Raw genomic sequence first — 24,826 nt, forward strand, 5'->3', positions numbered from 1 at the left:
GGTGCCGAGCAGCCACGACGTGCCCCTGGATCCAGCGCGCCTGAGCGGTGATGCCCTGGCGGCGGTCACCATCATCGTGGTCACGCGCGAGAGCGCGCACTGCCTGCCGGCCCTGAACACGCTGCTGTCGCACTGTCCGAACGTCATCGTGTCGGACAACGGCAGCGCCGATGGCACGGCCGCCTCGGCGCGCCGGCTCTGGCCGCATGCGATCGTGCTGGACCATGGTCGCAACCTGGGGTTTGGGGCGGCCAACAACCGCGCGCTGGCCCGGGTGCAGACCCCGTTCGCCTTCCTGCTCAACCCGGACTGCGAGATCGACGGCCCGGGCCTGGAAGCCCTGCTCGCAACCGCGGCCGCGATGCCCCAGGCCGCCGTGCTGGCGCCGCAGCTGGTCAGCGCCTCCGGCAAGCCCGAGATCAACTACCGCTTTCCCCAGACCTGGTGGGCACCGCGCGGTCCGGGCGCTTCCGGCCCCACCTGCGTGGGCTTCGTCTGTGGCGCGGCGATGCTGCTGCGCATGGCCTCGTTCCGCGAGGTCGGGTTTTTCGACGAGCAGTTCTTCCTCTACTACGAGGACGACGACCTGTGCCTGCGCCTGTTCAACGCGAAACAGAACATCGTCGTCGTGCCCGCGGTGCAGGCCATCCACCATTCGCGCGGCTCGGTGCGCGGCGCGTCGCCCTGGCGCCACGAGTACGCACGGGGCTTCCACCACGCGCAGTCCAAGCTGCAGTTCGCCACCAAGTACCGCTCGCGCGAGGAGGCGCAGCGCCTGCGCCGATGGCTGCTGGTGACCACCACCCTGGGACTGCCCCTGCGGGCCATCGTGTTTTCGCCCAAGCTGCTGGCCCGCATGTTCGGCCGCTGGCGCGGGCTCATCGGCTGGAGGGCCCGTGGCTGAACATCGCAAACCGACGCTGTGCATCGGCATCCTCACGCTCAACGAAGCGCACCGCATCGCGCGCTGCATCCAGAGTGCGTCGTTCGCCGACCAGGTGGTGGTGATTGACAGCGGCAGCGAGGACCGCACGCGTGAGATCGCCCAGGAGATGGGGGCCCAGGTGCACCTGTATCCGGACTGGCGCGGTTTCGCCGAGCAGCGCAACCGGCTCATGACCCATGTGAAGGCGGACTGGATCTTCTTCCTGGACGCCGACGAGGTGATTCCGCAGGGCCTGCAGGACGAGATCAGGGCTGCGGTGGCCTCCGGTGAGAACGCGGTGTGGAAGATCTACTGGGACCAGGTGGCTTTCGGCCGCACCCTGCACCGCATGGCCAAGACCGAAGGTGGCGTGTGGCGCCTGTTCCGCACCGACCAGCTGCTGCGCTACGAGGGCGTTGTGCACGAACACGCGGTGCTGCGCGACCCGGCCACGCCGGTCAGGACCTTCCGCACCCGCCTGCTGCACCACTCGCGCGAGTCGGTCTATGGCGGCCTGCTCAAGATGGCGCAGTACGCCCAGCTCGGCGCGGTGCGCCGCGTGCAGGCCGGGCGCCGCGGTGGCGTGCTGCGCGGCCTGGCCTCGGCCACCAGCAACTTCATCCGTCTGTACATCTTCCGGCGCGGATTCCTGTGTGGCGCGGAAGGCTTCCTGTTCTGCCTGCTGGTGGCACTGGAGTGCTTCTTCCGCTACGCCATCATCCGCTACGACCGGCCTGTGCCCGGCGACACCATGGTCAAGCGCTGAGCCGCTGCCGACCTCCTGAACCGGCACTTCTTCCCACGACAAGTCTGCAATGAGTTTCCGAACGTTTGCCCGCAGGGCCGCCATCTACAGCCTGGCGCTGCTGTTCGGCGCCTTTCCGATGTCGGTGGCGCTGGCCAACAGCCTGATGCTGATCGTCGTCCTGCTGTGGGCGCTGAGCCTCGACGGCACCGACTTGCGCGAGTTCCTGCGCAGTTCCTGGGCCAACCCGGTGGTGCGTCCGGCGCTGGCGCTGGTGCTGCTGATCGTCCTGGCCTCGTTCTGGTCGCCCGCCAGCTGGGCGGAGATCGGGGGCTACTACAAGAAATACGTGAAGTTCCTGCTGCTGCCGGTGTTCATCTTCCTGCTGGCGCGCCGCGAAGACCGGGCCCACTGCTGGACGGCGTTCGGTCTGGCTCTGCTGTTCACGCTGGTGTCCACCTGGCTGAACGTGTGGTTCCAGCTGCCCTGGTCGCGCACCTACAACCAGGGCTTCGGTGCCGACCACACCGTGTTCAAGGACCACATCTCGCAGGGCATCATGATGTCGCTGTTCACCGTCCTGTGCGCGCACTGGGCGATCAAGGCCACATCGAACTGGAAGAAGGTCCTGTGCTGGCTGGTGGCCGGGCTGGCCGCAGTGAGCATCCTGGTGCTGACGCAGGGCCGCACCGGTTACCTCAGCCTGTTGCTGGCCACTGTCGTGTTCTCACTGGCGATGCTCTGGCGCCGCCCGCAGATGCTGCTGGGCGTGGTGCTGGCCGGCGCGCTGGCCCTGATGTCGGCCTACACGCTCTCGCCGCAGTTCCAGCACCGCACCAACCTGGCCTGGCAGGAGGCGCAGAACCACAGTGCGGGGACCGTGACCTCGATCGGCGCGCGCATCGAGGTCTGGCGCTTCATGGTCCGCCAGACCGACTTTGACAACGCCAAGCTGATGGGCGCCGGAACCGCGTCCTACCCGGTGCTGGCGCGTTCGTACTTCAAGGATCCGAAGTTCTGCGACGCCATCTGCCCGCACCCGCACAACCAGTTCATCCTGTTCTATTTCGAGCAGGGGCTGCCCGGCTTCGTGCTGATCCTCTGGTTCATGGGCACCATCGTGCGGCAGGGGTTGCGCTACCGTTCGACACACCGGGCGCTGATGCTGGCCTTCGTGAGCATCATGCTGACCTCGAACATGACCCACAGCTCGCTGTGGCTGTCGACCGAGAGCCACTTTTTCATCCTGATGACCGCGCTGCTGATGGCCTCGGCGGGCCGTCGCCCGCCATCATCGGCGGTTCAGGCCTCGCCGGCGTAGCCCTTCAGCAGGTCGTCCCAGCGGGCTTCGTCCCAGTGGAACGGGTGGCGCCGGCCCTGTTCCTTGCGCAGCGAACGGCGCAGACGCTCCAGGTTCTCCTGCTTCCAGGCCTCGCCCGGTCGCACGCCGCATTTGTCGAAGTCCACGATCCAGGCGCGGCCCTGCGCGTCCAGCAACAGGTTGTGGCAGTTCAGGTCGGAGTGGAACACCTGGCGGTCGTGCAACTGGCGGATGGCGCTTCCGAGTGCGATCCAGTCCGTGGCCGGTAACGGTCCTTCGGACAGCGCCTGGGCCACGTTGCGGGTCTGCGGGATCATCGCGACCACGATGTCGGCGGTGTGGCCGATCAGGCCGCATACCTGTCGCGCGGCCACGGGCGCCGGCACCGGGAGGTCCCAGGCGCGCAGGCGGCGCAGCAGGGTGAATTCGTTCATGGACCGGCTGGCCAGCGGTGAGCGGCCCAGGTAGCGGTCGGAGCTGAGCCGGGCCATCAGGCCCCCGCGCCGGTAGTGGCGCAGCACGCCTTCGCCGTGGTCCAGTGCCACGCGGTGGGCCTGGCCGCGGCCGCTGCCGGTGGCCAGCGCCGCGCTGTCGTCGAGTGGCGGCGTGAACAGGGCCGGCAGAGCCTCGACAACCTGGGTGGGGTCGAACCAGATGGTCTGGCCGGCCGGCGTCGAGGCCCGGGCCGGTGCCAGGCGCTCGGGCCGCATGGGGGCCCAGACCTGGCGCAGCGCCTGCAGGCTGCGCTGGCTGCTGCCCTGCTGGCGCAGAACAAAATCGCGCGCCTGCTGGCCCTTGCGCTGCAACAAGACCTTGTCGCGCATCCACTGAGCGGCGGTGTGCAGCATCAGGCGGGCCGAGTCGACGCGTTCGCCGGCGCCGCAGGCCTCGACGTCCTGGTACAGCTCCTGGAAGTGGTGGGTGTGCGGGCCGAACAGCACCGGCCGGGCACAGGCCATGGCCTCCAGCGCGTTGTGACCGCCGATGGGCACCAGGCTGCCACCGATGAAGCACACGCTGGCGTGCAGGTACCAGGTGCCCAGTTCGCCCATGGTGTCGGCCAGCAGCACCGCGGTGCCAGCCGCCGGCGTTTCGCCACGGCTGCGCCGCACGAAGCTCAGGCCGCTGGCTGTGATCTGTTCGGCCACCTCGTCGAAGCGCTCCGGGTGACGCGGCACGAGGATCAGCAGCGCGCCGGGGTGCTGGCGCGCCAGCTCGGGCCAGGCCAGCAGCAGGGCCGCTTCTTCGCCGTCGTGCGTGCTGCCGGCGACCACGATGGGCCGTCCCGCCAACCAGGGCAGGCGGTCCGGGCTCTCGGGCGTGTCGCGCTGGTCGAACTTGAGGTTGCCGGTGAGCACCAGGCGGTCGGCGGGCACGCCCAGGGCCGCGTAGTGCTCCACGCTGGGCGCGTCGGCGGCAGCCACCACGGCCATCTGCGACCAGACGGGCGCCATCAGGGCGCGCCAGCGCTGGTAGAACTGGGCCGAATCGGCCGACAGCCGGGCATTGACCAGGGCCACGGGCGTGAGCCGCTGGCGGCACTGCCAGAGCATCTCCGGCCAGATCTCGCGCTCGATCAGCACCAGCAGGGAGGGTTGCAGCCGGTCCAGGAAGCGGCGCGTGGCACCGGGTGTGTCGATGGGCGCGAAGACGTGGCGGATGTCGTCGCCCCAGTGGGAGCGCAGCGTGCGTGCGCCCGTGGGCGACTGGGTGCTGACCGTGATCGCATGGTCGGGCCAGGTTTCGCGCAACGCCGCGATCAGCGGGCGCGCCGCCTGCACCTCGCCCACGGACGCGGCGTGAATCCAGAGGCCGCCCATGGACGCGGGCTCGATGCGGATGAAGCCCAGTCGCTCGCGCAGCCGTTCACGGTAGCCGGTGTCCTTGCGGCCGCGCAGCCACAGCCAGCCCAGCAGGGGCAGCGTCAGACCACGCAGCAGCAGCCGGTAGCCGCGCTGGGCCAGGCTGGCCTTGTTCAGCGCCAATGGTCGGCGACCCACTGGGTCGGCAGGACACGGCGGTACCACTTGCCACTGACGCCGGCGATGGCGTCGGGCGGGTTGGGCTTGCCGTGGAAGGCGATGAGGCGGGCACCTTTGGGGATGGTGGGCGGCTTGAACCAGCCCATGATGCCCGGCTGCAGGCAGTGTCGCTTGAAGCTGCGGCACCACTCCTCGGGCCAGTAGCTGAGCTTGCCCTGGCGCGCGAGATACAGCGTGATGAACTCCTGCTCGTTGCGCACCGGCGCGATCGAGGCGGGGTAATCGTTCTTCAGGTGCTCCAGCGCGTCGGCGTGCGCGCCGATGGTGTAGAGGTAGCACGAGGTGTTGCCCGTACCGTCCTTCTTGTCCCATTCCTTGATCACGATGAACTCGCCCTTCTGCTCGAAGAACGGGTCCAGGCTGTCGAGGATGACGATGTCCAGGTCGAGGAACAGGGTGCGGCCCTGCAGGTCGTACAGCGGATTCGCGAACGAGGTCAGCTTGAGCCAGCCGTGTCCGAAGGTCCAGGGCTTGCGCTGGTCGAACTCTTCGAAGCCGACCATGGGGATGGATTTGACCTCGACGGCGGGGTCGATGCCGGCGCCGTCATCCGTCAGGCAGACAAAACGGAACGGCCGGTGCAGGTGGCGGCGGACCATGCTGTGCAGCTTGTTGACGTACTCGGGGCCGTACTTCTTGCCCCACTTGATGCACAGCACATTGACCGCTTGCATGAATCACCTTTGGCTCTGTCTTGCCGCCGCGGACGGTATGTCCCCAGCGGCCGACCCGGCAGTTTATCCCAGCAGGGGGATCACTTCAGCAAGGCGTTGACCGGCTGCAGGTCGTCGGCCTTGAGCACGCCGCCGGCCTGCTTCAGGCGCAGCTGGCCCACCAACACGTTGTAGCGTGCCACAGCCAGGTCGCGCTTGGTCTGGAACAGCTGGCTCTGGGCGTTGAGCACGTCGATGTTGATGCGCACGCCCACCTGGTAGCCCAGCTTGTTCGCGTCCAGCGCGCTCTGGCTGGACGCCTCGGCCGCTTCCAGGGCCTTGACCTGGCTGGTGCCCGAGACCACGCCGAAGTAGGCGCTGCGGATGGCCTGCGAGATGTTGCGCAGCGCGGTCTCGCGGTCGGCGCGCGACTTCTCGACCAGCGCGAGCGCTTCACGGACCCGGTTCTCGATCGCGTTGCCGGCGTACAGCGGCAGGTTGAACTGCAGGCCGACGCTGGCGTTGTTGGTGCGCACGTTGCCGGCGGTCGGGAAGTTCGAGTTGGGGCCGCGCGCCACCTGGTACTGGCCGACCAGGTCCAGTGTCGGCTTGTGGCCAGCCTGGGCCTTCTGCACCTCGACCTCGGCGATCTCGAAGGCCTTGTCCGCCTGGCGCACCGCGGGATGCTGCGTCAGCGCCTGTTCCACCCAGGCCTCGGCGCTGGCGGGCTGCACCGCGGGCAGGTTCACCGGGGCGGCCAGCGGCTTCGGGCTGGCACCGCTGCGGCCCACCAGCTGGTCGAGGGCGAGCTTCTTGACCAGCAGGTCGTTGCTGGCGGCGATCTCCTGGGCCAGCACCAGGTCGTAGCGGGCCTGGGCTTCGCGCGAGTCGGTGACGGTGGAGGTGCCGACCTCGAAATTGCGTTTGGCCGCGGCGAGCTGCTCGGCCACGGCGGTTTTCTGTGCCTGCACGAAGGTCAGCGTGTCCTGCGCGGCCAGCACGTCGAAGTAGGCCTGGGCGGTGCGCACCATCAGGTCCTGCTCGGCGGCCTCCAGCTGGGCACGGGCAATCTCCACCGATAGCTGACCCTGTTCGTCGTTGTAGCGGTTGACCGGGCGGTACAGCGGCTGGCTGGCCGACAGGGTGACGTTCTGCGAGTTGTTGGTGCGGCTGGTGTCGGTGACGTCGTTGCGGCTGTTGGTCCAGTTGGCGCCGGCGCCCAGCCCCGCCTGCGGACGCAGGCCGGCCTTCGCCTGGTCGGCCTTGGCGAGACTGGCGTCGTACTGGGCACGCGCCGACTGCAGCGTGGTGTCGTAGCCCCGCGCCGCCTCGTACAGCTCCACCAGGCTCTGGGCCTGGGCGCCTGCCGCACCCAGCGTGAGGGCGACCGCGAGGGACAGGCGGGTCAGGGCAGAACGACGGGGAGCGAGAGACGGAGCGGTCATGGGGTTTCCTTGGGAACGGGGCGCCGGCGGGGTCAGTAGGTGGGAACCCCGGGATCGCGTTGCTGGGACCAGGCGTCGATGCCGCCGTGGACGTTGACGACGGCGGTGAAGCCGTTCTGGATCAGGAAGTGCGCCACCTGGGCGCTGCGTGCGCCGTGGTGGCACAGGCAGGCGATGGGGCGGTCGCGTTCGAGTTCGAGGTAGCGGGCGGGGACGCTGCGCATCGGCATGGCCACCAGCTCGAAGCCGTCGGGCCGCACCGAGGCGGTCTGCAGCTCCCAGGGCTCGCGCACGTCCAGCACCACCGGCAGTGCGCCGGGTTTCTGTGCGCTGGCGTGCTGCAGCCAGTCGTCGAGTTGGGCGGGGTGGATGGCTTGCATGGCGTCGCGGCTCAGAAAGAGAAGCGCGAGGGCTCGGCAAAGTTCCGCAAGCGGGGCGCGATCGTGTCCCAGGGCTGCTGGGTGCTGAAACCTGCGTCGTCCACGCGGGTGACGACGGTGGCACGCATCACCGGCTCGTGGCCGACGATGGCGATCAGACGGCCACCCTTGGCCAGCAGGGCCAGCAGACCGGCCGGCACTTCGGCGACCGAGCCGGCCACCAGGATGGCGTCCCAGGGGCCTTCGGCGGCGCAGGCGGCAAAGCCGTTGGCTGCGGCGTCGGCCACCCGCACCTCGGCGTTGGTGATGCCGGCCTGCTGCAGGTTCTTGCGCGCGGCGCTGGCGATGGCGTCGTCGATTTCCAGCGAGACCACGCGCTGGGCCAGGCTGGCCAGCAGCGCGGTGGTGTACCCGCTGCCGGTGCCGATCTCCAGCACCTTGTCGGTGGCTTTCAGTGCCAGGTCCTGCACCATGCGGGCCTGCACACGCGGGGCGAGCATGACCTGGTCGGCGCCGTGGCCCAGGGGCAGTTCCATGTCGACATAGGCCAGCGCCTTCTGCGCGGGCGAGACGAACTGGTCGCGCCTGACGCGGTCGAGCAGCTCCAGCACAGCCGGGTCCAGCACCTCCCAGGGGCGGACTTGCTGTTCGATCATGTTGAAGCGGGCACGGTCGAGGCTCAGGGGCGTCGAAGAGGTCATTTTTGATACTCCGGTGGGTATGTTAGCCGATCTGTTCCGATTTTACCGAGCGGGGCTCATCGGGCCGCTGACGCCGCGGGCGCGAAGCCCAGCCGGCGCCGCACCCAGGTTGCCAGATCGTCCATGTAGCAGTAGACGACTGGCACCACGACCAGGGTCAGGATGGAAGAGGTGATGACACCGCCGATCACGGCCTGGCCCATGGGGGCGCGCTGCTCCGAGCCTTCGGTGAGTGCAAAGGCCAGCGGCACCATGCCGAACACCATGGCCAGCGTGGTCATCAGGATCGGGCGCAGTCGCACCTTGGCCGCCAGCAGCAGGGCGTTCTCGCGGTCCAGCGGCGGCTGGCCCTCGAAGCCCTCGCGCGCCCGGATCGCGAAGTCGACCAGCAGGATGGCGTTCTTGGTCACCAGGCCCATCAGCAGCACGATGCCGATGACCGAGAACATGCTCATGGTCGAGCCGAACATCAGCAGCGCCAGCACCACGCCGATCAGGGTCAGCGGCAGCGAGGTCATCAGCGCCAGCGGCTGCAGAAAGCTCTGGAACTGGCTGGCCAGGATCATGTAGATGAAGATGATCGCCAGCGCCAGCGCTGAGACCGCATAGGCAAAGGATTCCTGCATGTTCTTGGTCGAGCCGCCGAACTCGTAGCGGTAACCCGGCGGGAAGCTCATCTGGTCGAGCACCTGGCGGATCTCGCCCGAGACCTCGCCGGCCGAACGGCCGTAGACGTTGGCGCTGATCGCGACCTCGCGGTTGAGGTTGCGGCGGTTGATCTGGTTCGGACCGGTGGACTCGACCACCTCGGCGATCTGGCCCAGCCGCACCACGCGCGCGCTGCCGTCGGCGTTGTTGCCGACCACGAAGGGCAGTTGTTCCAGGTCGTCGGCGCGGGCGCGCTGCTCCGGCGCCAGGCGCACGTTCACGTCGTAGCTCTCGCCGTCGGCGGCGCGCCAGTTGCCCACGGTCTGCCCGGCCACGAAGGTGCGCAGGCTGCTGGCCACGGCGGCGCTGTTGAGGCCGGCGTCCGAGGCGATCTCGCGCCGCATCACGATGTCCACCGTGGGTTTGTTGGGCTTGATGCTGGCGTCCAGATCGACCAGGCCGACGATGGGTCGCACGCGCTCCGTCACCTGGGCGGTCAGCCGCTCCAGCTCGGCCAGGTCGTCGCCCTGCAGCGAGAACTCGATCTGCTTGTTGCCGCCCACCGGGTCGAGCAGGCCCGCGTGGGTGACGGTGATGCCGGGCACGGTGCGCAGCCGGTCGCGCAGCTTCGCCGCCATGGCGTCGGCGTTGAGGGCGCGTTCCTTGCGGTCGACCAGGCGCACATAGACGCTGGCGTACATCGTGCCCTGCGCGTTGCCGGTGTTGATGGTCGAGAGCGTGTACCTCACCTCGGGGAATTCACGCAGGATGGCCTCGACCTGCTTCGTCTTCGCCTCGGTCGCCTGCAGCGAGGAACCGACCGGCGTGTGGAAGGACAGCGAGGTTTCGGAGAAGTCGGCCTTGGGCACGAACTCGGTGCCCAGCAGCGGCAGCATGAAGACGCTGCCGACGAACACCGCAATCGCCAGCGCCATCGTCGACAGCTTGTGCGCCAGCGACCAGCGCAGCGCGCCCTGGTAGGTGTCGGCCAGCCGGTCCTGCACGTGGTCGAACCAGCCGGTGATGCGGCCGATGGTCTTGTCGTACAGCGTCACCGGCGCGAGGTGCCTGCCATGCTTCTCGATCTCGGGGTCGTGCCAGACCGAGGACAGCATCGGATCAAGCGTGAAGCTCACGAACATCGAGATCAGCACGGCCGCGACCATGGTGATGCCGAACTCATGGAAGAACTTGCCGATGATGCCGCCCATGAAGCCGATGGGCAGGAACACCGCGACGATGGACAGCGTGGTGGCCAGCACCGCCAGCCCGATTTCTGCCGTGCCATCCATGGCGGCGTCGAACGGGCGCTTGCCCATCTGCACGTGGCGCACGATGTTCTCGCGCACCACGATGGCGTCGTCGATCAGCAGGCCCACCGACAGCGTGAGCGCCATCAGCGTGATCATGTTGATGGTGAACCCGAACAGGTTCATGAAGAAGAAGGTGCCGATCACCGAGATTGGCAGCGTCAGGCCGGTGATCACCGTCGAGCGCCACGAGTTCAGGAACAGGAACACGATCAGCACGGTGAGCAGCGCACCTTCAATCAGCGTCTGGCGCACGTTCTCGACCGAGACGCGGATCGGCCGCGAGCCGTCGGCAATCGGCTCCAGCTTCACGCCCGGCGGCAGTTCGGCCTTGAGCGAGTCGACGGCGGCCTTCAGGCCATCGGTGACCGCGATGGTGTTCTCGTCCTGCGCCTTCTGCACCTGCAGCAGCAGGGTGCGCTGGCCGTTGTAGAGCGCCAGGCTCTCGACCTCCTGCGTGCCGTCGCTCACGTGCGCGACCTGCGACAGGTGCACGGGGCTGCCGCCGCGCCGCGCCACGATGATCTGGCCGAAGTCCTGCGGGTTCTTCAGGCGCGAGAGCACCTGCACCACGCGGTCGCGCTCGCTGGTCTTGAGCGTGCCCACCGGCAGGTCCTGGTTCTCGTTGCGCACCGCCGTCGTGACCTGGTCGGCGGTGACGCCCAGCGCCTCCATCGCGGCCGGGTCGAGGTGGATGTTGACGGCGCGCCGGGTGCCGCCCACCAGGGTGACCGAGCCCACGCCGCGCACGTTCTCGAGGCGCTTCTTGAGCGTCTGCTCGGCCCAGGTGGTCAGCTCGACTGCGCTGAGCGCCTTTCCGTTGACTGCTTCAGGGAGCACCGCCACCGACCAGATCGCCCGGCTGGCCGGGTCGAAGCGCAGCACGCGCGGTTCCTTCACGTCGGTGCGGAAGCTGGGCTTGAGGATGGCGATCTTCTCGCGCACGTCGTCCGCCGCCTTGCGGCCGTCGATGTGCAGCTGGAACTCGATGATGACGACCGACTGGCCTTCGTAGCTGCGCGAGGTCAGGGCATTGACGCCGGCGATCGCGTTGACGGCTTCTTCAACCTTCTTCGTGACCTCGGATTCGACGATCTCGGGCGAGGCGCCGGGGTACTCGGTGGTGACCACGACCACCGGGAAGTCGATGTTGGGGAACTGGTCGACCTTCAGGCGCTGGAAGGCGAACAGCCCCAGCACCAGCAGGGCCAGCATGACCATGGTCGCGAAGACCGGGTTGCGCAGCGAAACGCGGGTGAACCACATGGTGCGGCGCTCAGTTGGCGGCGGCCTTGGCCGGGGGCGTGGCGGTGGGCGCCGCCAGCTTCACCTCGGTGCCCTCGCGGATCAGCCCGGCCTGCACGCGCAGCAGCTGCGTGCCCGCGGGTGCGGCGGTCACGCCGTCGACCACCAGCATGGCCTCACCGCCGTGCTGCCCCTGTCGGCCCAGGGGGACCGGCACGTGGGCGATCTTGCCGCCCTGGATCACCTGGATGTAGGGCTGGGGCTTGTCGTTGCGCACCGCCGAGAGCGGCACCGCCAGCGCCTTGAGCTGGCCGGTGACGATCTCGCCCTGCGCGAACAGGCCCTGGCGCATGCCGGCCGCGGCAGGCAGGCGCAGGTAGACCAGCACGCTGCGGCTGCCCGCCTGCACGCTGGGATTGATGCGCGCCACCGTGGCGTCCACCGCCTGGTCCAGACCTTCAATCTTGAGTCGCGCCTTCTGGCCCACCGCCACGCTCGCAGCGTCGGCCGGTGCCAGCGCGGCTTCCAGCTCGAAACCGCTGAGGTCCACCACCTCCAGGATGCGGGCGTCCACGCCCACGCGCTCGCCGTTCTGCACCAGCCGGGCCGAGACCTGACCCGAGAGCGGCGCGCGCAGCGTGGTGTCGCCCAGCGCCTTGCGCGCGATGTCCAGCGCCGCGATGGCGGCCTGGTGGTTGGCCTCGGCGGCCGCAAGGTTGTTGGTCGAGGTCTCCAGCGCGGTGGCCGAGATGAAGCCCTGCTGCACCAGCGACTGGTTGTTGTCCTGCGCGCGCCTGGCAATCGCCACCTGCGCCAGCGCCGACTTGGCCTGCTGCTCGGCCTGGCGCACGCGGGCCTGGGCCTCGGTGCTGTCGATGCGGGCGACCACTTCGCCTGCCTGGACCGCATCGCCCTCGCGCTTGCTGATGCCCTGCACCTCGCCGGCCACACGGGCCTTGATGGCGGCGGTCTGCAGCGCCCGCAGCGAACCCGAGACGCCGACCGACTGCGCCAGCTCCAGCGCTTCGACCGTGGCCACGTCCTGCGGCGGCAGTTCGTACACCGGCGCCTTCTGTGCGGAGACGGCGGCCGCCGTGGCCGCCTCGCTCTGCGCCTTGCGCTTGCCCAGCGCGCGCGCTACGCCGAGGGCGATGGCGATCACGAGCAGGGCGAGCAGCAGCCATTTGATCCAGCCGGAACGGGAAGCGGGTGCGTTCATGGGGGTTCTCGGAAGAGGTCTGGTGTTCAGGGGCGCACGCGCATGCCATCCAGCAGCAGGCCGACCTGCGTGCCGAGGAAGGCCTGCGGGTCCAGCCGGTCGGCGGGCGGACAGCAGGGCGCCATCGAGTGTTTCCACATCAGCAGGAAGATCATGGGTGCGATGAGGCTGTAGACCGCGCTGTCCAGGTCCATCGGCCGGAAGTCGCCGCGGTCGATGCCGCGCTGCAGCACCCGCTTGAGCAGGGCCCGGCCGGGGTCGATCACCTCGTGCTGGTAGAAGCTGGCGATTTCGGGGAAGGTGCCGGCCTCGCTCATCACCAGCTTGGTGATGCCCGAGGCGGCGGTCATGCCGATGCGTTCCCACCAGGCGTTCATGGTGTAGCGCAGCAGTTCGGCGCTGTCGCCCTGGAAGGCGTCCAGCTCGTCGTTCCACTCGCCGAAGCGGCCGGCGATGGTTTCGCGCACCACGGCCTTGAAGAGTTCTTCCTTGCTGGGAAAGTAGAGGAAGAGGGTGCCTTTGGAGACGCCCGCGCGCGCGGCGACCTCCTCGACGCGGGTGGCGGCGAAGCCTTTTTCAACGAACAGGGCGAGCGCGGCGTCCAGCAGTTCGCCCGGGCGGGCTTCCTTGCGGCGTTCGCGTTTGGTGGGGGAGAGCGCGGAATTCATCTTCTAATGACTGACTGGTCAGTAGTTTAGTTCCGCACCCCCGCAGCGTCAATCTGCGACAGCAGCGTGCGCAGGTGGGCCGTCACATCGGTCGGCCAGTCCGCCGCCAGCGCCTCCACCCGCGCCAGATCGCCCGCGAACAGCGCGCGGCTGACCTCTTCGTACTGCGGCAGGTCGCCGCACACGATGGACATGAAGCGGTAGGCCGCCTCGGTGGCGCGCCGCTGGGCCTGTGCCGAGCCGCCTTCGCGCATGGCCGACTGCACCAGCTTGCGCAGCGCGACCGAGGCGCCGCCGGGCTGGCGCGAGAGCCAGTCCCAGTGGCGCGGCAGCAGGGTCACTTCGCGGGCGGTCACGCCCAGCTTGGGTCGGCCGGGGCCGCGCGGCGCGTCGCTGCCGGGTGCTTCGTCCGGTTCGTCGGTGGCCGGGGCGGGCGGCAGCTGCGCCAGCAGCTGGGCGGCGGGTGTTCGCCAGTCCAGTTCGATGCGTTCGCTGGTGACGGCGTCGAGCACGAGCGGCAGCGCCTCGGGCTGTGCCGCCAGGTGCTGCTGCACGGCGGCGATCACGCCGGCCGGCTCGCCGCGGGCGAGCCGGCGGTGGTGTTCAAAGGCGATCCAGTGCGGGGAGAGCGAAGGCATGTGTGCGGTGTCCGAATATTACCCGGGTAAAAGTATAGCTCATTTTTACCCGGGTAATAAAGAGACCGCCGCCGTCAGGGGGCCGCTGCGCTCAGGGTCAGCGCCCGCTCCACGATGCTGGCGGCGTCGACCGCGAAGAAGCGCCGCAGCGCCGCGCGCGTGTCGCTGCGGCCGAAGCCGTCGGTGCCCAGGGTGGCGCAGGCGCGGTCGGCGGGCAGGTAGGCGCGCACGCTGTCGGGCACGGCGCGCACGTAGTCGGAGGCGGCCACGATGGGCCCGCGGGTCTGGCCCAGCAGGCGCGCGATGTAGGGCTCGGCTGCGCCTGCGGCGGCGCCTTCGCGCGCCAGTTCGCTCCAGCTGGTGACGGCGACCACGTCCACGCCCAGGCCCTGCGCGGCCAGTTGCTGCGCCGCCTGCCGCACCTCGCCCAGGATGGCGCCCGATCCCATCAGCGTGACGCCGGGGCCGCTGGCCGGGCCCAGGCGCTCGAACAGGTAGGCCCCGGCGATCACGCCGGCCGCCGCGCCCTCGGGCAGGTCGGGCTGGGCGTAGTTCTCGTTCATCAGCGTGACGTAATAGAAGACGTCCTGCTGCCGCTCCAGCATCTCGCGCATGCCGTGGTCGAGGATGACCGCCAGTTCGCCCGCGTAGGCCGGGTCGTAGGCCCTGCAGTTGGGGATGGTGGCGGCCACCAGGTGGCTGCTGCCGTCCTGGTGCTGCAGGCCTTCGCCGCCCAGCGTGGTGCGGCCCGAGGTCGCGCCCAGCAGGAAGCCGCGGGCGCGCTGGTCGGCGGCGGCCCAGATGGCGTCGCCGACGCGCTGGAAGCCGAACATCGAGTAGTAGATATAGAAGGGCAGCATGGCCAGGCCGTGCACGCTGTAGCTGGTGGCCGCCGCCGTCCAGCTGGCGATGGCGCCGGCCTCGCTGATGCCTTCTTCCAGGATCTGCCCGTCCTTGGCCTCGCGGTAGCTCAGCACCGAGCCGATGTCTTCCGGCGCGTAGCGCTGGCCCACGCTGCTGTAGATGCCGACCTGCTTGAACAGGTTGGCCATGCCGAAGGTGCGCGCCTCGTCGGCGACGATGGGCACGATGCGAGGGCCGAGCGCGGCGTCCTTGAGCAGGTTGCCCAGCATGCGCACGAAGGCCATGGTGGTGCTCATCTCCTTGCCGCCGGCGGCGAGGGCGAACTGGCCGTAGCTGTCCAGCGGTGGCGCGGCCACCGGCGCGCAGCTGCTGTCGCGGCGCGGCAGGTGGCCGCCCAGGGCGGCGCGGCGCGCATGCAGGTACTGCATCTCGGGGCTGTCGGCCGCGGGTTTGTAGAAGGTGAGGCTTGTGGCCTGCTCATCCGTCAGCGGCAGGTTGAAGCGGTTGCGGAACTCGATGAGGTCGGCGTCATCCAGTTTTTTCTGGCTGTGCGTCGTCATCTTGCCCTGCCCCGCTTGTCCCATGCCATAGCCCTTTTTGGTGTGGGCCAGGATCACCGTCGGCTGCCCCTTGTGGGCGGCAGCGGCGGCGTAGGCGGCGTGAATCTTGACGAGATCGTGTCCGCCGCGTTTGAGGCGGTCGATCTGCTCATCGGTCATGCCCTGGGCCAGGGCGGCCAGTTCGGGGTCCTGACCGAAGAAATGTTCGCGGTTGAAGCGGCCGTTCTTGGCCGCAAAGGTCTGCATCTGGCCGTCCACCGTGCCCTGGAGCGCGCGCAACAGGGCGCCGCTGCGGTCGCGTGCGAACAGGCCATCCCAGTCGCTGCCCCAGACCAGCTTGATCACGTTCCAGCCGGCGCCGGCGAACAGGCGTTCGAGCTCGTCGATGATGCGACCGTTGCCGCGCACCGGGCCGTCCAGCCGCTGCAGGTTGCAGTTGACCACCCAGACCAGGTTGTCCAGCCGCTCGCGCGCGGCCAGGGTGAGCGCGCTCATGCTTTCGGGCTCGTCCATCTCGCCGTCGCCGAACACGCCCCAGACCTTGCGGCCGGCGCAGTCGAGCAGGTTCCGGTCGCTCAGGTAATGCATGAAGCGCGCGTGGTAGATCGAGCTGATCGGGCCCAGGCCCATGGAGCCGGTGGGGAACTGCCAGAAGTCCGGCATCAGCCAGGGGTGCGGGTAGCTGGAGAGGCCGCGCGCGCCGTGTTCGGGCGCCACGATTTCCTGCCGGTAGTGCGCCAGGTCGGCCTCGCTCAGGCGGCCTTCGAGGAACGCGCGGGCATAGACGCCGGGCGCGCTGTGGGGCTGGAAGAACACGAGATCGCCGCCATGGCCGTGGCTGCGCGCGTGGAAGAAGTGGTTGAAGCCGGCCTCGAACAGGTCGGCCGCGCTGGCGTAGCTGGCGATGTGGCCGCCCAGCTCGCCATAGGCCTTGTTGGCGCGCACCACCATGGCCAGGGCGTTCCAGCGCATCAGCGAGGCCAGCCGCTCCTCGATGGCGAGGTCGCCCGGGAACGGCGGCTGGTCGTCGACCGCGATGGTGTTCACGTACGGCGTGTTGCGCTCGGGCTGCCAGCCCACGTGGTGTTCGTGCGCCAGACGGGCCAGTTCGTCGAGCACGGCGCGGGCGCGCGCCGGTCCCTGGGTGTCAATGAGCGAGCGCAGGGCGTCGCGCCATTCCTGCGTTTCGGCCGGGTCGAGGTCGGGGCTGCTGTTCAAGGGAAATTCTCCGGGTGAGCGCAGCACTGTAGGCAGGATGCACGCGCATTTGTTGCCGGACTTGCTGAACAATCAGGCCTTCTTCCGCACGATGCACCGCCGATTCGATGAAAAGCAGCACAAACCACCTCGACGCCACCGACCGCCGGATTCTGGAAGAGCTCCAGCGGGACGCCAGCCTGTCCAACGTCGAACTCGCGCGCCGCGTGCACCTCTCGCCCTCGCCCTGCCTGGCGCGGGTGCGCGCCATGGAAGCCAGCGGGCTGATCCGCCAGTACGTGGCCCTGCTGGACGCCGGCCAGCTCGGGCTGCACCTGAACGTGTTCGTCTCCATCAGCCTCAAGCAGCAGAGCCGAAAGGCGCTGCAGGCCTTCGAGGAGCGCATCACGCTGCGCGAGGAGGTGATGGAGTGCTACCTGATGTCCGGCGACGCCGACTACCTGCTGCGCGTGGCCGTGCCGGACATGCCGGCGCTGGAGCGCTTCATCCTCGAACAGCTCTCGCCCATCGCCCAGGTCGAGAAGATCCGCTCGTCGTTCGCGCTCAAGCAGGTGCGCTACAAGACGGCGCTGCCGCTGGCGCCGACCTGATGCCTATGGGGCACCGCCCTCAGCCCAGCCGGATGCCCACGCGCGTGATGCGGCCGCCCTCCAGCGCGCGCACGCTCAGCTCCGCCGCGCCCAGCATGGCGCTGTCGCCTTCGACGGCGGGGCGCCGCAGTTCCTCACGCATCCAGGTGGCCACGTCGGTCGGCGCATCGGGCGGCACGGGCAGGCCATAGAAGGCGCACAGCGTGTCCATCGGCGTCGCGCCGTCGATCACGAAATCGCCGAACACGAGGCGGCTGGCCTGCAGGTCATTGGGCTCGGGCAGCGCCAGGCCCAGCCGCCGCGCGCTCCAGGCGATGGTCGAGCCCTGCAGCAGCAGCGAGGTGAGCACCACGACGAAGGCCACGTTGAAGAAGGTCTGCGCGCCGGGCACACCGGCCATCAGCGGGAACATGGCCAGCACGATGGGCACCGCGCCGCGCAGACCCACCCATGAGATGAACACGATCTCGCGCGGCGGAAAGCGCAGCGGCACCAGGCACAGCGCCACCGCCAGCGGCCGCGCCACCAGCATCAGCACCAGCGACACCCCCAGCCCGGGCAGCAGGGTGGGCAGCAGCTGCGACGGCGTCGCCAGCAGGCCCAGCAGCAGGAACATGCCCGCCTGCGACAGCCAGGCGTAGCCGTCCATGGCCGAGAGTGTGGACCGCACCTGCCGCCGCGCCCGGTTGCCCGCGATCACGCCCATGGCGTACACCGCCAGAAAGCCCGAGCCGCCCAGCCACGTGGTGGCCGCGAACACCGTCAGCCCGCCCGAGACCAGCAGCAGCGCGCGGATGCCGCCGCCACCGTCCTCGCCGCGCCCCAGCCGCTTGAGCAGTTCGGCCATCGCGAAGCCGGCGCCCAGCCCCAGTGCCCCGCCCCAGCCGAACTGCAGGGCCAGCGAGCGCAGCACCTCCAGCGCCGACAGCCCGGCGCCAGACCCTGCGGTGGACGCCGCCAGCACCACGCCGATGAGCGCCAGCGTCAGGTACACCGCCATCGGGTCGTTCATGCCCGACTCGATCTCCAGCGTCGCAGCCACACGCTCGTTCAGCCGCACGCCCGAGGACTTGAGCAGCGCGAACACCGCGGCCGCGTCGGTCGAACCGACGATGGCGCCCACCAGCAGTGCCATCGGCCAGGACAGGTCCAGCAGCCAGCGCGCCGCCGCGCCGGTGATGCCCGCACTGAGCACCACGCCCAGCGTGGCCAGCAGCAGCGAGGGCTTCAGGCCGGTGCGGAAGGTGTCGAAGTCGGTGCGCAACCCGCCGTCGAGCAGGATCACCGCCAGCGCGATGTTGCCGACCCAGAAGCTCAGCCGGAAGTCGTTGAACACCAGCCCGCCGGGCCCGTCCTGGCCGGCCAGGATGCCCGCCAGCAGGAACACCAGCAGGAAGGAAAACCCCACCCGCGTCGAGACCACGCCCGCGAGCACGCTGACGAACACCAGCGCGGCGGCGACGAGCAGGGGCAGGGCGAGAAAGTCCAGCGACAGGGCCATGGCCGCAAGCTAACAGAATGTGTGCCAGCGGTGGGGCTGAGGACTACATTACGTCTGGCTGCATGGTCAACCCGTGGCAGGTCGCCCACGCCTGCAGCCGGGAGTCCGCACCATGACCGCCACGCTGCAAGCGCTTCTCGGATTCATCGCCTGGACCCTGTGCCTGCTGGTCCTCATGGAAGCCATCCGGTCCTGGCTCGTCCTCTCGGGCACCGTGCCCGCCAATGGCTTCACCCCCGACAACGCCAACCTCTCGCCCTTCATGCAACGCCTGGCCCGGGCGCACGCGAACTGCCTGGAGGGGTTGCCCCTCTTTGGCGGGCTCATGCTGGTCGCCGTGGTGGCCGGGCGCGCGACCGTCACCGACCCGCTGGCCTGGGTGCTGCTCGGTGCGCGCATCGTGCAGTCTCTGATCCACCTGGTCTCGACTTCGCCCGCCGCTGTCACCGCGCGGTTCACCGCGTTCGCGGTGCAGGTGGCGATTGCCGTCTGGTGGGTGCTCGGGCTGCTCGGTGCCCGCTGAACTACGCCGGCAGGTCCTCGTGCAGGCAGAGGTAGTTGCCTTCGGTGTCCTTGAACCAGGCGGCCTTCTCGGCCCCAAGCACGCAGACGTGGTTCACCGTCTTCAGCCCGGGAAAGTCGTAGTCCTCGAACACCACGCCCGAGCGCTTCAACTGCGCGATGCTGGCGGCGATGTCGTTCACCTGGAAACTGATGGCGGTGTGGTCGGCCTTGGTGCCGTCGGGTTTGGGGAACAGGGCCAGCGTGGTGCCACCGACCGAATAGACGAACTTGCCGTCGGGTTTGAACCCGCCCGGTGTCAGGCCGAGACAGCCTTCGTAGAACGCCCGCGCGCGGTCGATGTCTTTCACGGGCAGCATGGTGGTGACAGAAGCAGTGGACAACATACACAGTCCTTTCGCTCGAACCGGCCGCGACCAGCCGCCTGGCGCCCGCCAGGCCACACCGGGCCGGCGCAACAGCATAGGCCTGAGGCGACCCCGGCGCCAGTGGCCCCCGCCGGGTGGTGTGGGCATGGCTGGAACTACCATGCTCATCCATGACCCAGGACAAGCTCGACCTCCTCATCGACCTGCACCAGCCCAACCCCCGCCAGGGGCCGGGCGGCGACGCACAGACCGAACTGGCGCTGCGCCTGACCGGGCTTGACCCGGCGGCGCCGCTGACCGTGGCCGACATCGGCTGCGGCACCGGCGCCGCCACGCTCGCGCTGGCCCGGCTGCTGCCGCAGGCGCAGATCACCGCGGTGGACTTTCTGCCACCGTTCCTGACGACGCTGCAGCAGCGCAGCAAAGCTGCCGGGGTGGCCGATCAAGTCACACCACTGGCGGCGTCCATGAGCGAACTGCCGTTTGCCGACGCGCAGTTCGACCTGCTCTGGTCCGAGGGTGCGATCTACAACATGGGCTTCGAGAACGGCGTGAAAAACTGGCGGCGCTTTCTCAAGCCCGGTGGTGTGCTCGTCGCCTCTGAACTCACCTGGACCACGAATACCCGCCCGGCCGAACTGCAGGCCTTCTGGGACGCCGCCTACTCCGAAGTCGCCACCGCAGCGGACAAGATCCGCGTGCTGGAGTGGCACGGCTATTCGCCACTGGGCTATTTCGTGCTGCCCGAGACCTGCTGGCGCGACGCCTACTACCGCCCGCTGCAGGCGGGCTTCAATGACTTCCTTTGCCGCCACGGAAACAGCGAGGCCGCACGGGCGCTGATGGCGGAACACGAGCAGGAGATTGCGCTGTACGAAGCAAACTCGATGTACTTCGGCTATGGCGTGTACGTCGCCAGGCGGATCACATTTCCTCAGACATCCCACCTGTTCCCATGACGCTGCCCTTCGAATACCAGAACCCCACGCTCCAGTTCGAGCGCTTCATGGTCGACGCCCGCGACTGCGCCGGGCTGCCCACCACCAACATGGCCTGGAACATGGTGGTGGGTGTGCTGCACGCGTTCCGCCGGCGACTGACCGTGCCGCAGGCCCTCGCTTTTGCGGCCGTGCTGCCGCCTGTGATCCGGGCGATCTTCATCGAAGACTGGCCCTTTGACCAGGCGCCGGTGCCCTTTGGCGGGCCGGACGAGTGGCTGGCAGACGTGCGCGCCGTGCGCACGGAGCACAACTTCTCGCCCGCCGACTCGGTGGTGTCCGTGGCAACGGCATTGCGGCGGCATGTGGATGTGGTGGCATTTGAGAGGGTGCTGGCGCAGCTGCCACCTCAGGCCCGCCGGTACTGGCAGGCGAGACCTGCCCCATGACACCCACCCGGCTTCAACTCCAGCGCTGGCAGTCGCTCACCGGAGATCAGCGCGAGCGCGTGCTGGCCCTGCACATCTCGCCCGAGCAGATCGAGTTCGCCGGCACCACCGCGCAGGCCGTTTCGGTGTGCGAAGGCGCCTCGCCGGACGAGGTGGCCGGCCTGGCCATTCTGGAATCGGAAACGCCCATCGGCTTTGTGCTTCTCAGCCGGGGTGCCCGGTTGCCGGACTGGGCGCCCGCAGGGGCTGCCGCGCTCAGGGCCATGCGCATCGACAGCCGGGAACAGGGGAAAGGCCACGGACGCGCTTCGCTGGCACTGGTGGCTGCATGGGTGTCGGAACACTGGGTGTCCTGCAGCAAGCTCGCACTGTGCGTGGACGACCAGAACCTGGCAGCCCGGCGCGCCTACGACGTGGCGGGGTTCACCGAGTACGCGGAACCCAGGGCAGGGCGCATCGGGCTGGTGCGGTACTTGTTGAGGTCTTTGGTCGGGCAGCGGCTTACCGTGCACGATTCAGGCGGAATGGGCGCGACGGGCCGCACATCCCAGCGTTCTTCTTTGTAGTGGAGTCCTCATGACTGTCGACCTGAGAGTCTTTCAACGACTGCTTCCATTGCTGTTCGCAATGTGCGCGACCCATGCAGCATCGGCGTCTGAGAGTTTGCGCACCGATGGCATCTATCGCAGTGAAGTGCAAACCAATGCGGATGGTGTGGACTACATCAGCCTGTTGCGATTCGCCGCAGACGGGCGCGTGTTTCTATCGCACGTTTCAATGCCAGCCAGGCAGGAGCGTGTGTGTGAGTGGTTCAAGCCTGAACTGGAGGCACCTCACTGGTCCAAGGGCGCGAGCTATCGGCTGGAAGCCGGGCGGCTTGGCTTCAGAACGGACTCTCCAAACGCGACGACGTTGTTCGACGGCCTGGTGGACTCCGGCGTGTTGAAGATGCAGTTGAGGGTGCCGACGAGTCAGGATCTGACCTATTCGTTGACATTCAAGTTCGCTTCCTGTCCATGACAACAAGAAGGGCTGCCAGAGGCAGCCCTTCTTGTTGCTGAGCGAAAACCCGATCAGTTCGCAAACGCCGCAATCCCGGTGATCGCCCGCCCCAGGATCAGCGCGTGCACGTCGTGCGTGCCCTCGTAGGTGTTCACCACCTCCAGGTTCACCAGGTGCCGGGCGACGCCGTATTCGTCGCTGATGCCGTTGCCGCCCATCATGTCGCGGGCCATGCGGGCGATGTCCAGCGCCTTGCCGCAGCTGTTGCGCTTGAGGATGCTGGTGATCTCCACCGCGGCCGTGCCTTCGTCCTTCATGCGGCCCAGGCGCAGGCAGCCTTGCAGGCCCAGGCTGATCTCGGTCAGCATGTCGGCCAGCTTTTTCTGGATCAGCTGGTTGGCGGCCAGTGGGCGGCCGAACTGCTGGCGGTCCAGCACGTACTGGCGGGCGCGGAAGTAGCAGTCTTCGGCCGCGCCCAGCGCGCCCCAGGCGATGCCGTAGCGCGCGCTGTTCAAGCAGGTGAACGGGCCCTTCAAGCCGCGCACGTCCGGGAAGGCGTTCTCTTCCGGCACGAACACCTCGTCCATGACGATTTCACCGGTGATGCTGGCGCGCAGGCCGACCTTGCCGTGCACGGCCGGGGCGGAGAGGCCCTTCCAGCCCTTTTCCAGGATGAAGCCGCGGATCTGGCCGCCGTCGTCCTTGGCCCAGACCACGAACACGTCGGCGATCGGGCTGTTGGTGATCCACATCTTGGCGCCGCTGAGCTTGTAGCCGCCGTCGACCTTGCGGGCGCGGGTGATCATGCTGCCGGGGTCGCTGCCGTGGTTGGGTTCGGTCAGGCCGAAGCAGCCGATCCATTCACCGGTGGCCAGCTTGGGCAGGTACTTCTGCTTCTGCGCTTCGCTGCCGAATTCGTTGATCGGCACCATCACCAGCGAACTCTGCACGCTCATCATGGAGCGGTAGCCGGAGTCCACACGCTCCACTTCGCGCGCCACCAGGCCGTAGCAGACATAGTTCAGGCCGGCGCCGCCGTACTGCTCGGGGATCGTCGGGCCCAGCAGGCCCAGCTCGCCCATCTCGCGGAAGATGGACGCGTCGGTGGTCTCGTTGCGGAAGGCCAGCTGCACGCGCGGCAGCAGCTTTTCCTGGCAGTAGGCGCGGGCGGCGTCCTGCACCTGGCGCTCGTCGTCGGTGAGCTGGGCGCTGAGGTGGAAGGGGTCTTCCCAGCTGAAGGTGTTCTTGCTCGTGGCCATGGTGCGGGTCTCCGGTGGAAAGGGTGGAAGGTCTTGGTTGGGCGAGATTGTCGGGCGACCATGAATAGCTGTCTAATATTGATTGCCGATTGATCAATACACAAAGCAGATTCATGGAATTCCGCCACCTGCGCTGTTTCACCGTGCTGGCCGAGGAGCTGCACTTCGGCCGCGCGGCCCAGCGCCTGGCCATGACGCAGCCGCCGCTGTCCATGGCCATCCAGCAGCTCGAAGCCGACGTGGGTGCGCGCCTGTTCGAGCGCAACAGCCGCGGCGTGGCGCTCACGCCCGCCGGGCTGGCCTTTCTGCCGCGCGCGCAGGCGCTGCTGGAGCAGGCGGCGCTGGCGGCGCGCGAGGCGCGCGACGTGGGGCAGGGGTTGGCGGGGCAGCTGCAGATCGGCTTTGCCGGCACCGTGCTCTACCGCGGCCTGCCGCAGGTGCTGCGCGAGTTCGCCGCCGCGCACCCCAAGCTGCGGCTGGCGCTGCGCGAACTCAGCAGCAGCGAACAGCTGGTGGAGCTGGTGCACGACCGGCTGGACCTGGGCTTCGTGCACACCACGCGGGTGCCCGCAGGCTTTTCGCAGATCCTGGTGTCCAGCCAGCCTTTCATGGCCTGCCTGCCAGCCAGCCACCCGCTGGCGAAGAAGCGCAAGCTGCCCTTGCAGGCGCTGAAAGAAGAGTCCTTCGCCATCGTCATGCGCGTGGTCTCGCCCGACTACCACGACCGCATCCTCGCCGCCTGTGCCGACGCTGGGTTCGAGCCCGCGCTGGGCTTCGAGCTGCGGCACTGGCTGAGCGTGGTGTCGGTCATCGCGCAGGGTCTGGGCGTGGGCCTGGTGCCGGCGGCGCTGCAGCAGGCCGGGCTGCCGGGCGTGGTGTTCCTGCCGCTGGAGCAGCCGCTGGCCCCCTACGACACGCACTGCCTCTGGCGCACCGGGCGCGACCAGTCGGCGCTGGGCGCGTTCCTGGCGGCGGTCCAGCGCGCGGCCGCACCCGCGTGAGGGTGTAAGACCCGCCGCCTGCGCGCGACCAAGACGGGTGCGACACTCGTCGTCGCTGCAACGAACCCACGGAAAGGACACATCGATGGAAACGCTGGTACTGGGCGGTGGCTGCTTCTGGTGCACCGAGAGCGTCTACAAGGAAGTGCGCGGCGTGACCGACGTCGAGTCGGGCTACAGCAACGGCCAGGCACCGCGGCCCAGCTACGAAGACGTGTGCACCGGCCTGACCGGCTGCAACGAGGTGGTCAGACTCGAATACGACCCCGAACAGGTGAGCACGCGCGAGCTGCTGGAGATCTTCTTCGTGGTGCACGACCCGACCACCCTGAACCGCCAGGGCAACGACGTGGGCACGCAGTACCGCAGCGGCATCTACTACACCACCGAAGAGCAGCGCGCCACCGCGCAGGCGCTGATCGACGAGCTGACGAAAGACAACGCCTTCGGCCGCCCCATCGTCACCGAGGTGCTGCCACTGGCGAACTACTGGCCCGCCGAGGACTATCACCAGGACTTCTTCGAGCGCAACCCGCACCAGGGTTACTGCATGGCGGTGGCGGCGCCCAAGGTGGCGAAGTTCCGCAAGACATTTGCACGCCTTGCCCGTTGAG

Annotated in this window: 24 protein-coding genes; 11 read left to right on the forward strand and 13 right to left on the reverse strand. The window is 68.6% G+C overall.

Annotated elements, in window-relative coordinates; genetic code table 11:
* Nucleotide 1 precedes the first annotated feature (1 nt).
* The 3 genes from HPS01S_RS15445 to HPS01S_RS15455 are packed head-to-tail and all read left to right on the forward strand — an operon-like array spanning nt 2 to nt 2,991.
* A complete protein-coding gene (locus HPS01S_RS15445) occupies nt 2-904 on the forward strand; it encodes a glycosyltransferase family 2 protein (RefSeq protein WP_255284224.1) in 903 nt (300 codons plus the stop codon).
* On the forward strand, nt 897-1,691 hold the full coding sequence (locus HPS01S_RS15450; protein ID WP_066158028.1) for a glycosyltransferase family 2 protein: 795 nt from the start codon (nt 897-899) through the stop codon (nt 1,689-1,691). The genes HPS01S_RS15445 and HPS01S_RS15450 overlap by 8 nt, the downstream gene beginning before the upstream one ends.
* 49 nt (nt 1,692-1,740) lie before the next feature.
* A complete protein-coding gene (locus HPS01S_RS15455; protein ID WP_066158031.1) occupies nt 1,741-2,991 on the forward strand; it encodes an O-antigen ligase family protein in 1,251 nt (416 codons plus the stop codon).
* On the opposite strand, the gene HPS01S_RS15460 is transcribed toward HPS01S_RS15455, so the two are convergent.
* The 10 genes from HPS01S_RS15460 to mdeB all read right to left on the reverse strand — a co-directional run bounded on the left by HPS01S_RS15460 (nt 2,973) and on the right by mdeB (nt 16,582).
* Complete coding sequence (locus HPS01S_RS15460; protein ID WP_066158035.1) at nt 2,973-4,976, reverse strand: 3-deoxy-D-manno-octulosonic acid kinase; 2,004 nt, start codon at nt 4,974-4,976, stop codon at nt 2,973-2,975. The two genes, HPS01S_RS15455 and HPS01S_RS15460, sit on opposite strands and share 19 nt — an antisense overlap.
* Nucleotides 4,967-5,707: a glycosyltransferase gene (locus HPS01S_RS15465; RefSeq protein ID WP_066158037.1), complete on the reverse strand. Its 741-nt coding sequence runs from the start codon at nt 5,705-5,707 to the stop codon at nt 4,967-4,969. The genes HPS01S_RS15460 and HPS01S_RS15465 overlap by 10 nt, the downstream gene beginning before the upstream one ends.
* An 80-nt stretch (nt 5,708-5,787) precedes the next feature.
* A complete protein-coding gene (locus HPS01S_RS15470; RefSeq protein WP_066158040.1) occupies nt 5,788-7,131 on the reverse strand; it encodes a TolC family outer membrane protein in 1,344 nt (447 codons plus the stop codon).
* A gap of 32 nt (nt 7,132-7,163) precedes the next feature.
* Nucleotides 7,164-7,511, reverse strand: coding sequence for a rhodanese-like domain-containing protein (locus HPS01S_RS15475; RefSeq protein ID WP_066158042.1), 348 nt, complete (start codon nt 7,509-7,511; stop codon nt 7,164-7,166).
* An 11-nt stretch (nt 7,512-7,522) separates the two neighbouring features.
* Nucleotides 7,523-8,212 carry a protein-L-isoaspartate O-methyltransferase family protein gene (locus HPS01S_RS15480; protein WP_066158044.1) on the reverse strand — a complete coding sequence of 230 codons (690 nt, stop codon included), beginning with the start codon at nt 8,210-8,212 and terminating at the stop codon, nt 7,523-7,525.
* 56 nt (nt 8,213-8,268) lie between these two features.
* Complete coding sequence (locus tag HPS01S_RS15485) at nt 8,269-11,436, reverse strand: efflux RND transporter permease subunit (protein WP_066158047.1); 3,168 nt, start codon at nt 11,434-11,436, stop codon at nt 8,269-8,271.
* 10 nt (nt 11,437-11,446) lie between these two features.
* On the reverse strand, nt 11,447-12,634 hold the full coding sequence (locus HPS01S_RS15490; RefSeq protein WP_066158050.1) for an efflux RND transporter periplasmic adaptor subunit: 1,188 nt from the start codon (nt 12,632-12,634) through the stop codon (nt 11,447-11,449).
* 26 nt (nt 12,635-12,660) lie between these two features.
* Nucleotides 12,661-13,302 carry a TetR/AcrR family transcriptional regulator gene (locus tag HPS01S_RS15495; RefSeq protein ID WP_066158054.1) on the reverse strand — a complete coding sequence of 214 codons (642 nt, stop codon included), beginning with the start codon at nt 13,300-13,302 and terminating at the stop codon, nt 12,661-12,663.
* Nucleotides 13,303-13,328: 26 nt separating this feature from the next.
* Nucleotides 13,329-13,940 (reverse strand): DUF2239 family protein, encoded by a 612-nt coding sequence (locus tag HPS01S_RS15500; protein WP_066158056.1) that lies wholly within the window; start codon nt 13,938-13,940, stop codon nt 13,329-13,331.
* A 74-nt stretch (nt 13,941-14,014) separates the two neighbouring features.
* On the reverse strand, nt 14,015-16,582 hold the full coding sequence (gene mdeB, locus HPS01S_RS15505; protein WP_066158060.1) for an alpha-ketoglutarate dehydrogenase: 2,568 nt from the start codon (nt 16,580-16,582) through the stop codon (nt 14,015-14,017).
* Between the two features lie 107 nt (nt 16,583-16,689).
* Between mdeB and HPS01S_RS15510 the strand changes: the two genes are divergently transcribed.
* Nucleotides 16,690-17,172, forward strand: a complete 483-nt coding sequence (locus tag HPS01S_RS15510) for an Lrp/AsnC family transcriptional regulator (protein WP_066158062.1) — start codon at nt 16,690-16,692, stop codon at nt 17,170-17,172.
* Nucleotides 17,173-17,191: 19 nt separating this feature from the next.
* On the opposite strand, the gene HPS01S_RS15515 is transcribed toward HPS01S_RS15510, so the two are convergent.
* Entirely contained in the window at nt 17,192-18,673 is a 1,482-nt protein-coding gene (locus tag HPS01S_RS15515) for a potassium/proton antiporter (RefSeq protein ID WP_066158065.1), read from the reverse strand.
* Nucleotides 18,674-18,785: 112 nt separating this feature from the next.
* Between HPS01S_RS15515 and HPS01S_RS15520 the strand changes: the two genes are divergently transcribed.
* Nucleotides 18,786-19,196 carry an MAPEG family protein gene (locus HPS01S_RS15520; RefSeq protein ID WP_066158068.1) on the forward strand — a complete coding sequence of 137 codons (411 nt, stop codon included), beginning with the start codon at nt 18,786-18,788 and terminating at the stop codon, nt 19,194-19,196.
* Nucleotide 19,197: 1 nt separating this feature from the next.
* Here HPS01S_RS15520 and HPS01S_RS15525 read toward each other — a convergent pair whose 3' ends face one another.
* Complete coding sequence (locus tag HPS01S_RS15525) at nt 19,198-19,581, reverse strand: VOC family protein (RefSeq protein WP_066158070.1); 384 nt, start codon at nt 19,579-19,581, stop codon at nt 19,198-19,200.
* 152 nt (nt 19,582-19,733) lie between these two features.
* Between HPS01S_RS15525 and HPS01S_RS15530 the strand changes: the two genes are divergently transcribed.
* The 4 genes from HPS01S_RS15530 to HPS01S_RS15545 are packed head-to-tail and all read left to right on the forward strand — an operon-like array spanning nt 19,734 to nt 21,970.
* Nucleotides 19,734-20,522: a class I SAM-dependent methyltransferase gene (locus tag HPS01S_RS15530; protein ID WP_066158073.1), complete on the forward strand. Its 789-nt coding sequence runs from the start codon at nt 19,734-19,736 to the stop codon at nt 20,520-20,522.
* Nucleotides 20,519-20,950 (forward strand): DUF2267 domain-containing protein, encoded by a 432-nt coding sequence (locus tag HPS01S_RS15535; protein WP_066158076.1) that lies wholly within the window; start codon nt 20,519-20,521, stop codon nt 20,948-20,950. The genes HPS01S_RS15530 and HPS01S_RS15535 overlap by 4 nt, the downstream gene beginning before the upstream one ends.
* Complete coding sequence (locus HPS01S_RS15540) at nt 20,947-21,516, forward strand: GNAT family N-acetyltransferase (RefSeq protein ID WP_066158078.1); 570 nt, start codon at nt 20,947-20,949, stop codon at nt 21,514-21,516. The genes HPS01S_RS15535 and HPS01S_RS15540 overlap by 4 nt, the downstream gene beginning before the upstream one ends.
* Before the next feature lie 10 nt (nt 21,517-21,526).
* Nucleotides 21,527-21,970 (forward strand): hypothetical protein, encoded by a 444-nt coding sequence (locus HPS01S_RS15545; RefSeq protein WP_066158080.1) that lies wholly within the window; start codon nt 21,527-21,529, stop codon nt 21,968-21,970.
* 53 nt (nt 21,971-22,023) lie between these two features.
* Here HPS01S_RS15545 and HPS01S_RS15550 read toward each other — a convergent pair whose 3' ends face one another.
* Nucleotides 22,024-23,211: an acyl-CoA dehydrogenase gene (locus tag HPS01S_RS15550; protein ID WP_066158083.1), complete on the reverse strand. Its 1,188-nt coding sequence runs from the start codon at nt 23,209-23,211 to the stop codon at nt 22,024-22,026.
* A gap of 113 nt (nt 23,212-23,324) precedes the next feature.
* On the opposite strand from HPS01S_RS15550, the gene HPS01S_RS15555 reads away from it, so the two are divergent.
* Complete coding sequence (locus HPS01S_RS15555; RefSeq protein ID WP_066158086.1) at nt 23,325-24,212, forward strand: LysR family transcriptional regulator; 888 nt, start codon at nt 23,325-23,327, stop codon at nt 24,210-24,212.
* A gap of 85 nt (nt 24,213-24,297) precedes the next feature.
* Nucleotides 24,298-24,825, forward strand: a complete 528-nt coding sequence (gene msrA / locus HPS01S_RS15560; protein WP_066158088.1) for a peptide-methionine (S)-S-oxide reductase MsrA — start codon at nt 24,298-24,300, stop codon at nt 24,823-24,825.
* Nucleotide 24,826: the final 1 nt, after the last annotated feature.

The sequence above is a fragment of the Hydrogenophaga pseudoflava NBRC 102511 genome, assembly GCF_001592285.1.
GTDB lineage: Bacteria > Pseudomonadota > Gammaproteobacteria > Burkholderiales > Burkholderiaceae_C > Hydrogenophaga > Hydrogenophaga pseudoflava.

Excerpts from the sequence above, each read along its gene's own strand:
- HPS01S_RS15455 (WP_066158031.1), top strand. The coding sequence starts at position 1,741 with ATGAGTTTCCGAACGTTTGCCCGCAGGGCCGCCATCTACAGCCTGGCG.
- HPS01S_RS15465 (WP_066158037.1), bottom strand. The coding sequence starts at position 5,707 with ATGCAAGCGGTCAATGTGCTGTGCATCAAGTGGGGCAAGAAGTACGGC.
- HPS01S_RS15470 (WP_066158040.1), bottom strand. The coding sequence starts at position 7,131 with ATGACCGCTCCGTCTCTCGCTCCCCGTCGTTCTGCCCTGACCCGCCTG.
- HPS01S_RS15475 (WP_066158042.1), bottom strand. The coding sequence starts at position 7,511 with ATGCAAGCCATCCACCCCGCCCAACTCGACGACTGGCTGCAGCACGCC.
- HPS01S_RS15480 (WP_066158044.1), bottom strand. The coding sequence starts at position 8,212 with ATGACCTCTTCGACGCCCCTGAGCCTCGACCGTGCCCGCTTCAACATG.
- HPS01S_RS15485 (WP_066158047.1), bottom strand. The coding sequence starts at position 11,436 with ATGTGGTTCACCCGCGTTTCGCTGCGCAACCCGGTCTTCGCGACCATG.
- HPS01S_RS15490 (WP_066158050.1), bottom strand. The coding sequence starts at position 12,634 with ATGAACGCACCCGCTTCCCGTTCCGGCTGGATCAAATGGCTGCTGCTC.
- HPS01S_RS15495 (WP_066158054.1), bottom strand. The coding sequence starts at position 13,302 with ATGAATTCCGCGCTCTCCCCCACCAAACGCGAACGCCGCAAGGAAGCC.
- HPS01S_RS15500 (WP_066158056.1), bottom strand. The coding sequence starts at position 13,940 with ATGCCTTCGCTCTCCCCGCACTGGATCGCCTTTGAACACCACCGCCGG.
- HPS01S_RS15510 (WP_066158062.1), top strand. The coding sequence starts at position 16,690 with ATGAAAAGCAGCACAAACCACCTCGACGCCACCGACCGCCGGATTCTG.
- HPS01S_RS15515 (WP_066158065.1), bottom strand. The coding sequence starts at position 18,673 with ATGGCCCTGTCGCTGGACTTTCTCGCCCTGCCCCTGCTCGTCGCCGCC.
- HPS01S_RS15520 (WP_066158068.1), top strand. The coding sequence starts at position 18,786 with ATGACCGCCACGCTGCAAGCGCTTCTCGGATTCATCGCCTGGACCCTG.
- HPS01S_RS15525 (WP_066158070.1), bottom strand. The coding sequence starts at position 19,581 with ATGTTGTCCACTGCTTCTGTCACCACCATGCTGCCCGTGAAAGACATC.
- HPS01S_RS15530 (WP_066158073.1), top strand. The coding sequence starts at position 19,734 with ATGACCCAGGACAAGCTCGACCTCCTCATCGACCTGCACCAGCCCAAC.
- HPS01S_RS15535 (WP_066158076.1), top strand. The coding sequence starts at position 20,519 with ATGACGCTGCCCTTCGAATACCAGAACCCCACGCTCCAGTTCGAGCGC.
- HPS01S_RS15540 (WP_066158078.1), top strand. The coding sequence starts at position 20,947 with ATGACACCCACCCGGCTTCAACTCCAGCGCTGGCAGTCGCTCACCGGA.
- HPS01S_RS15545 (WP_066158080.1), top strand. The coding sequence starts at position 21,527 with ATGACTGTCGACCTGAGAGTCTTTCAACGACTGCTTCCATTGCTGTTC.
- HPS01S_RS15550 (WP_066158083.1), bottom strand. The coding sequence starts at position 23,211 with ATGGCCACGAGCAAGAACACCTTCAGCTGGGAAGACCCCTTCCACCTC.
- HPS01S_RS15555 (WP_066158086.1), top strand. The coding sequence starts at position 23,325 with ATGGAATTCCGCCACCTGCGCTGTTTCACCGTGCTGGCCGAGGAGCTG.
- msrA (WP_066158088.1), top strand. The coding sequence starts at position 24,298 with ATGGAAACGCTGGTACTGGGCGGTGGCTGCTTCTGGTGCACCGAGAGC.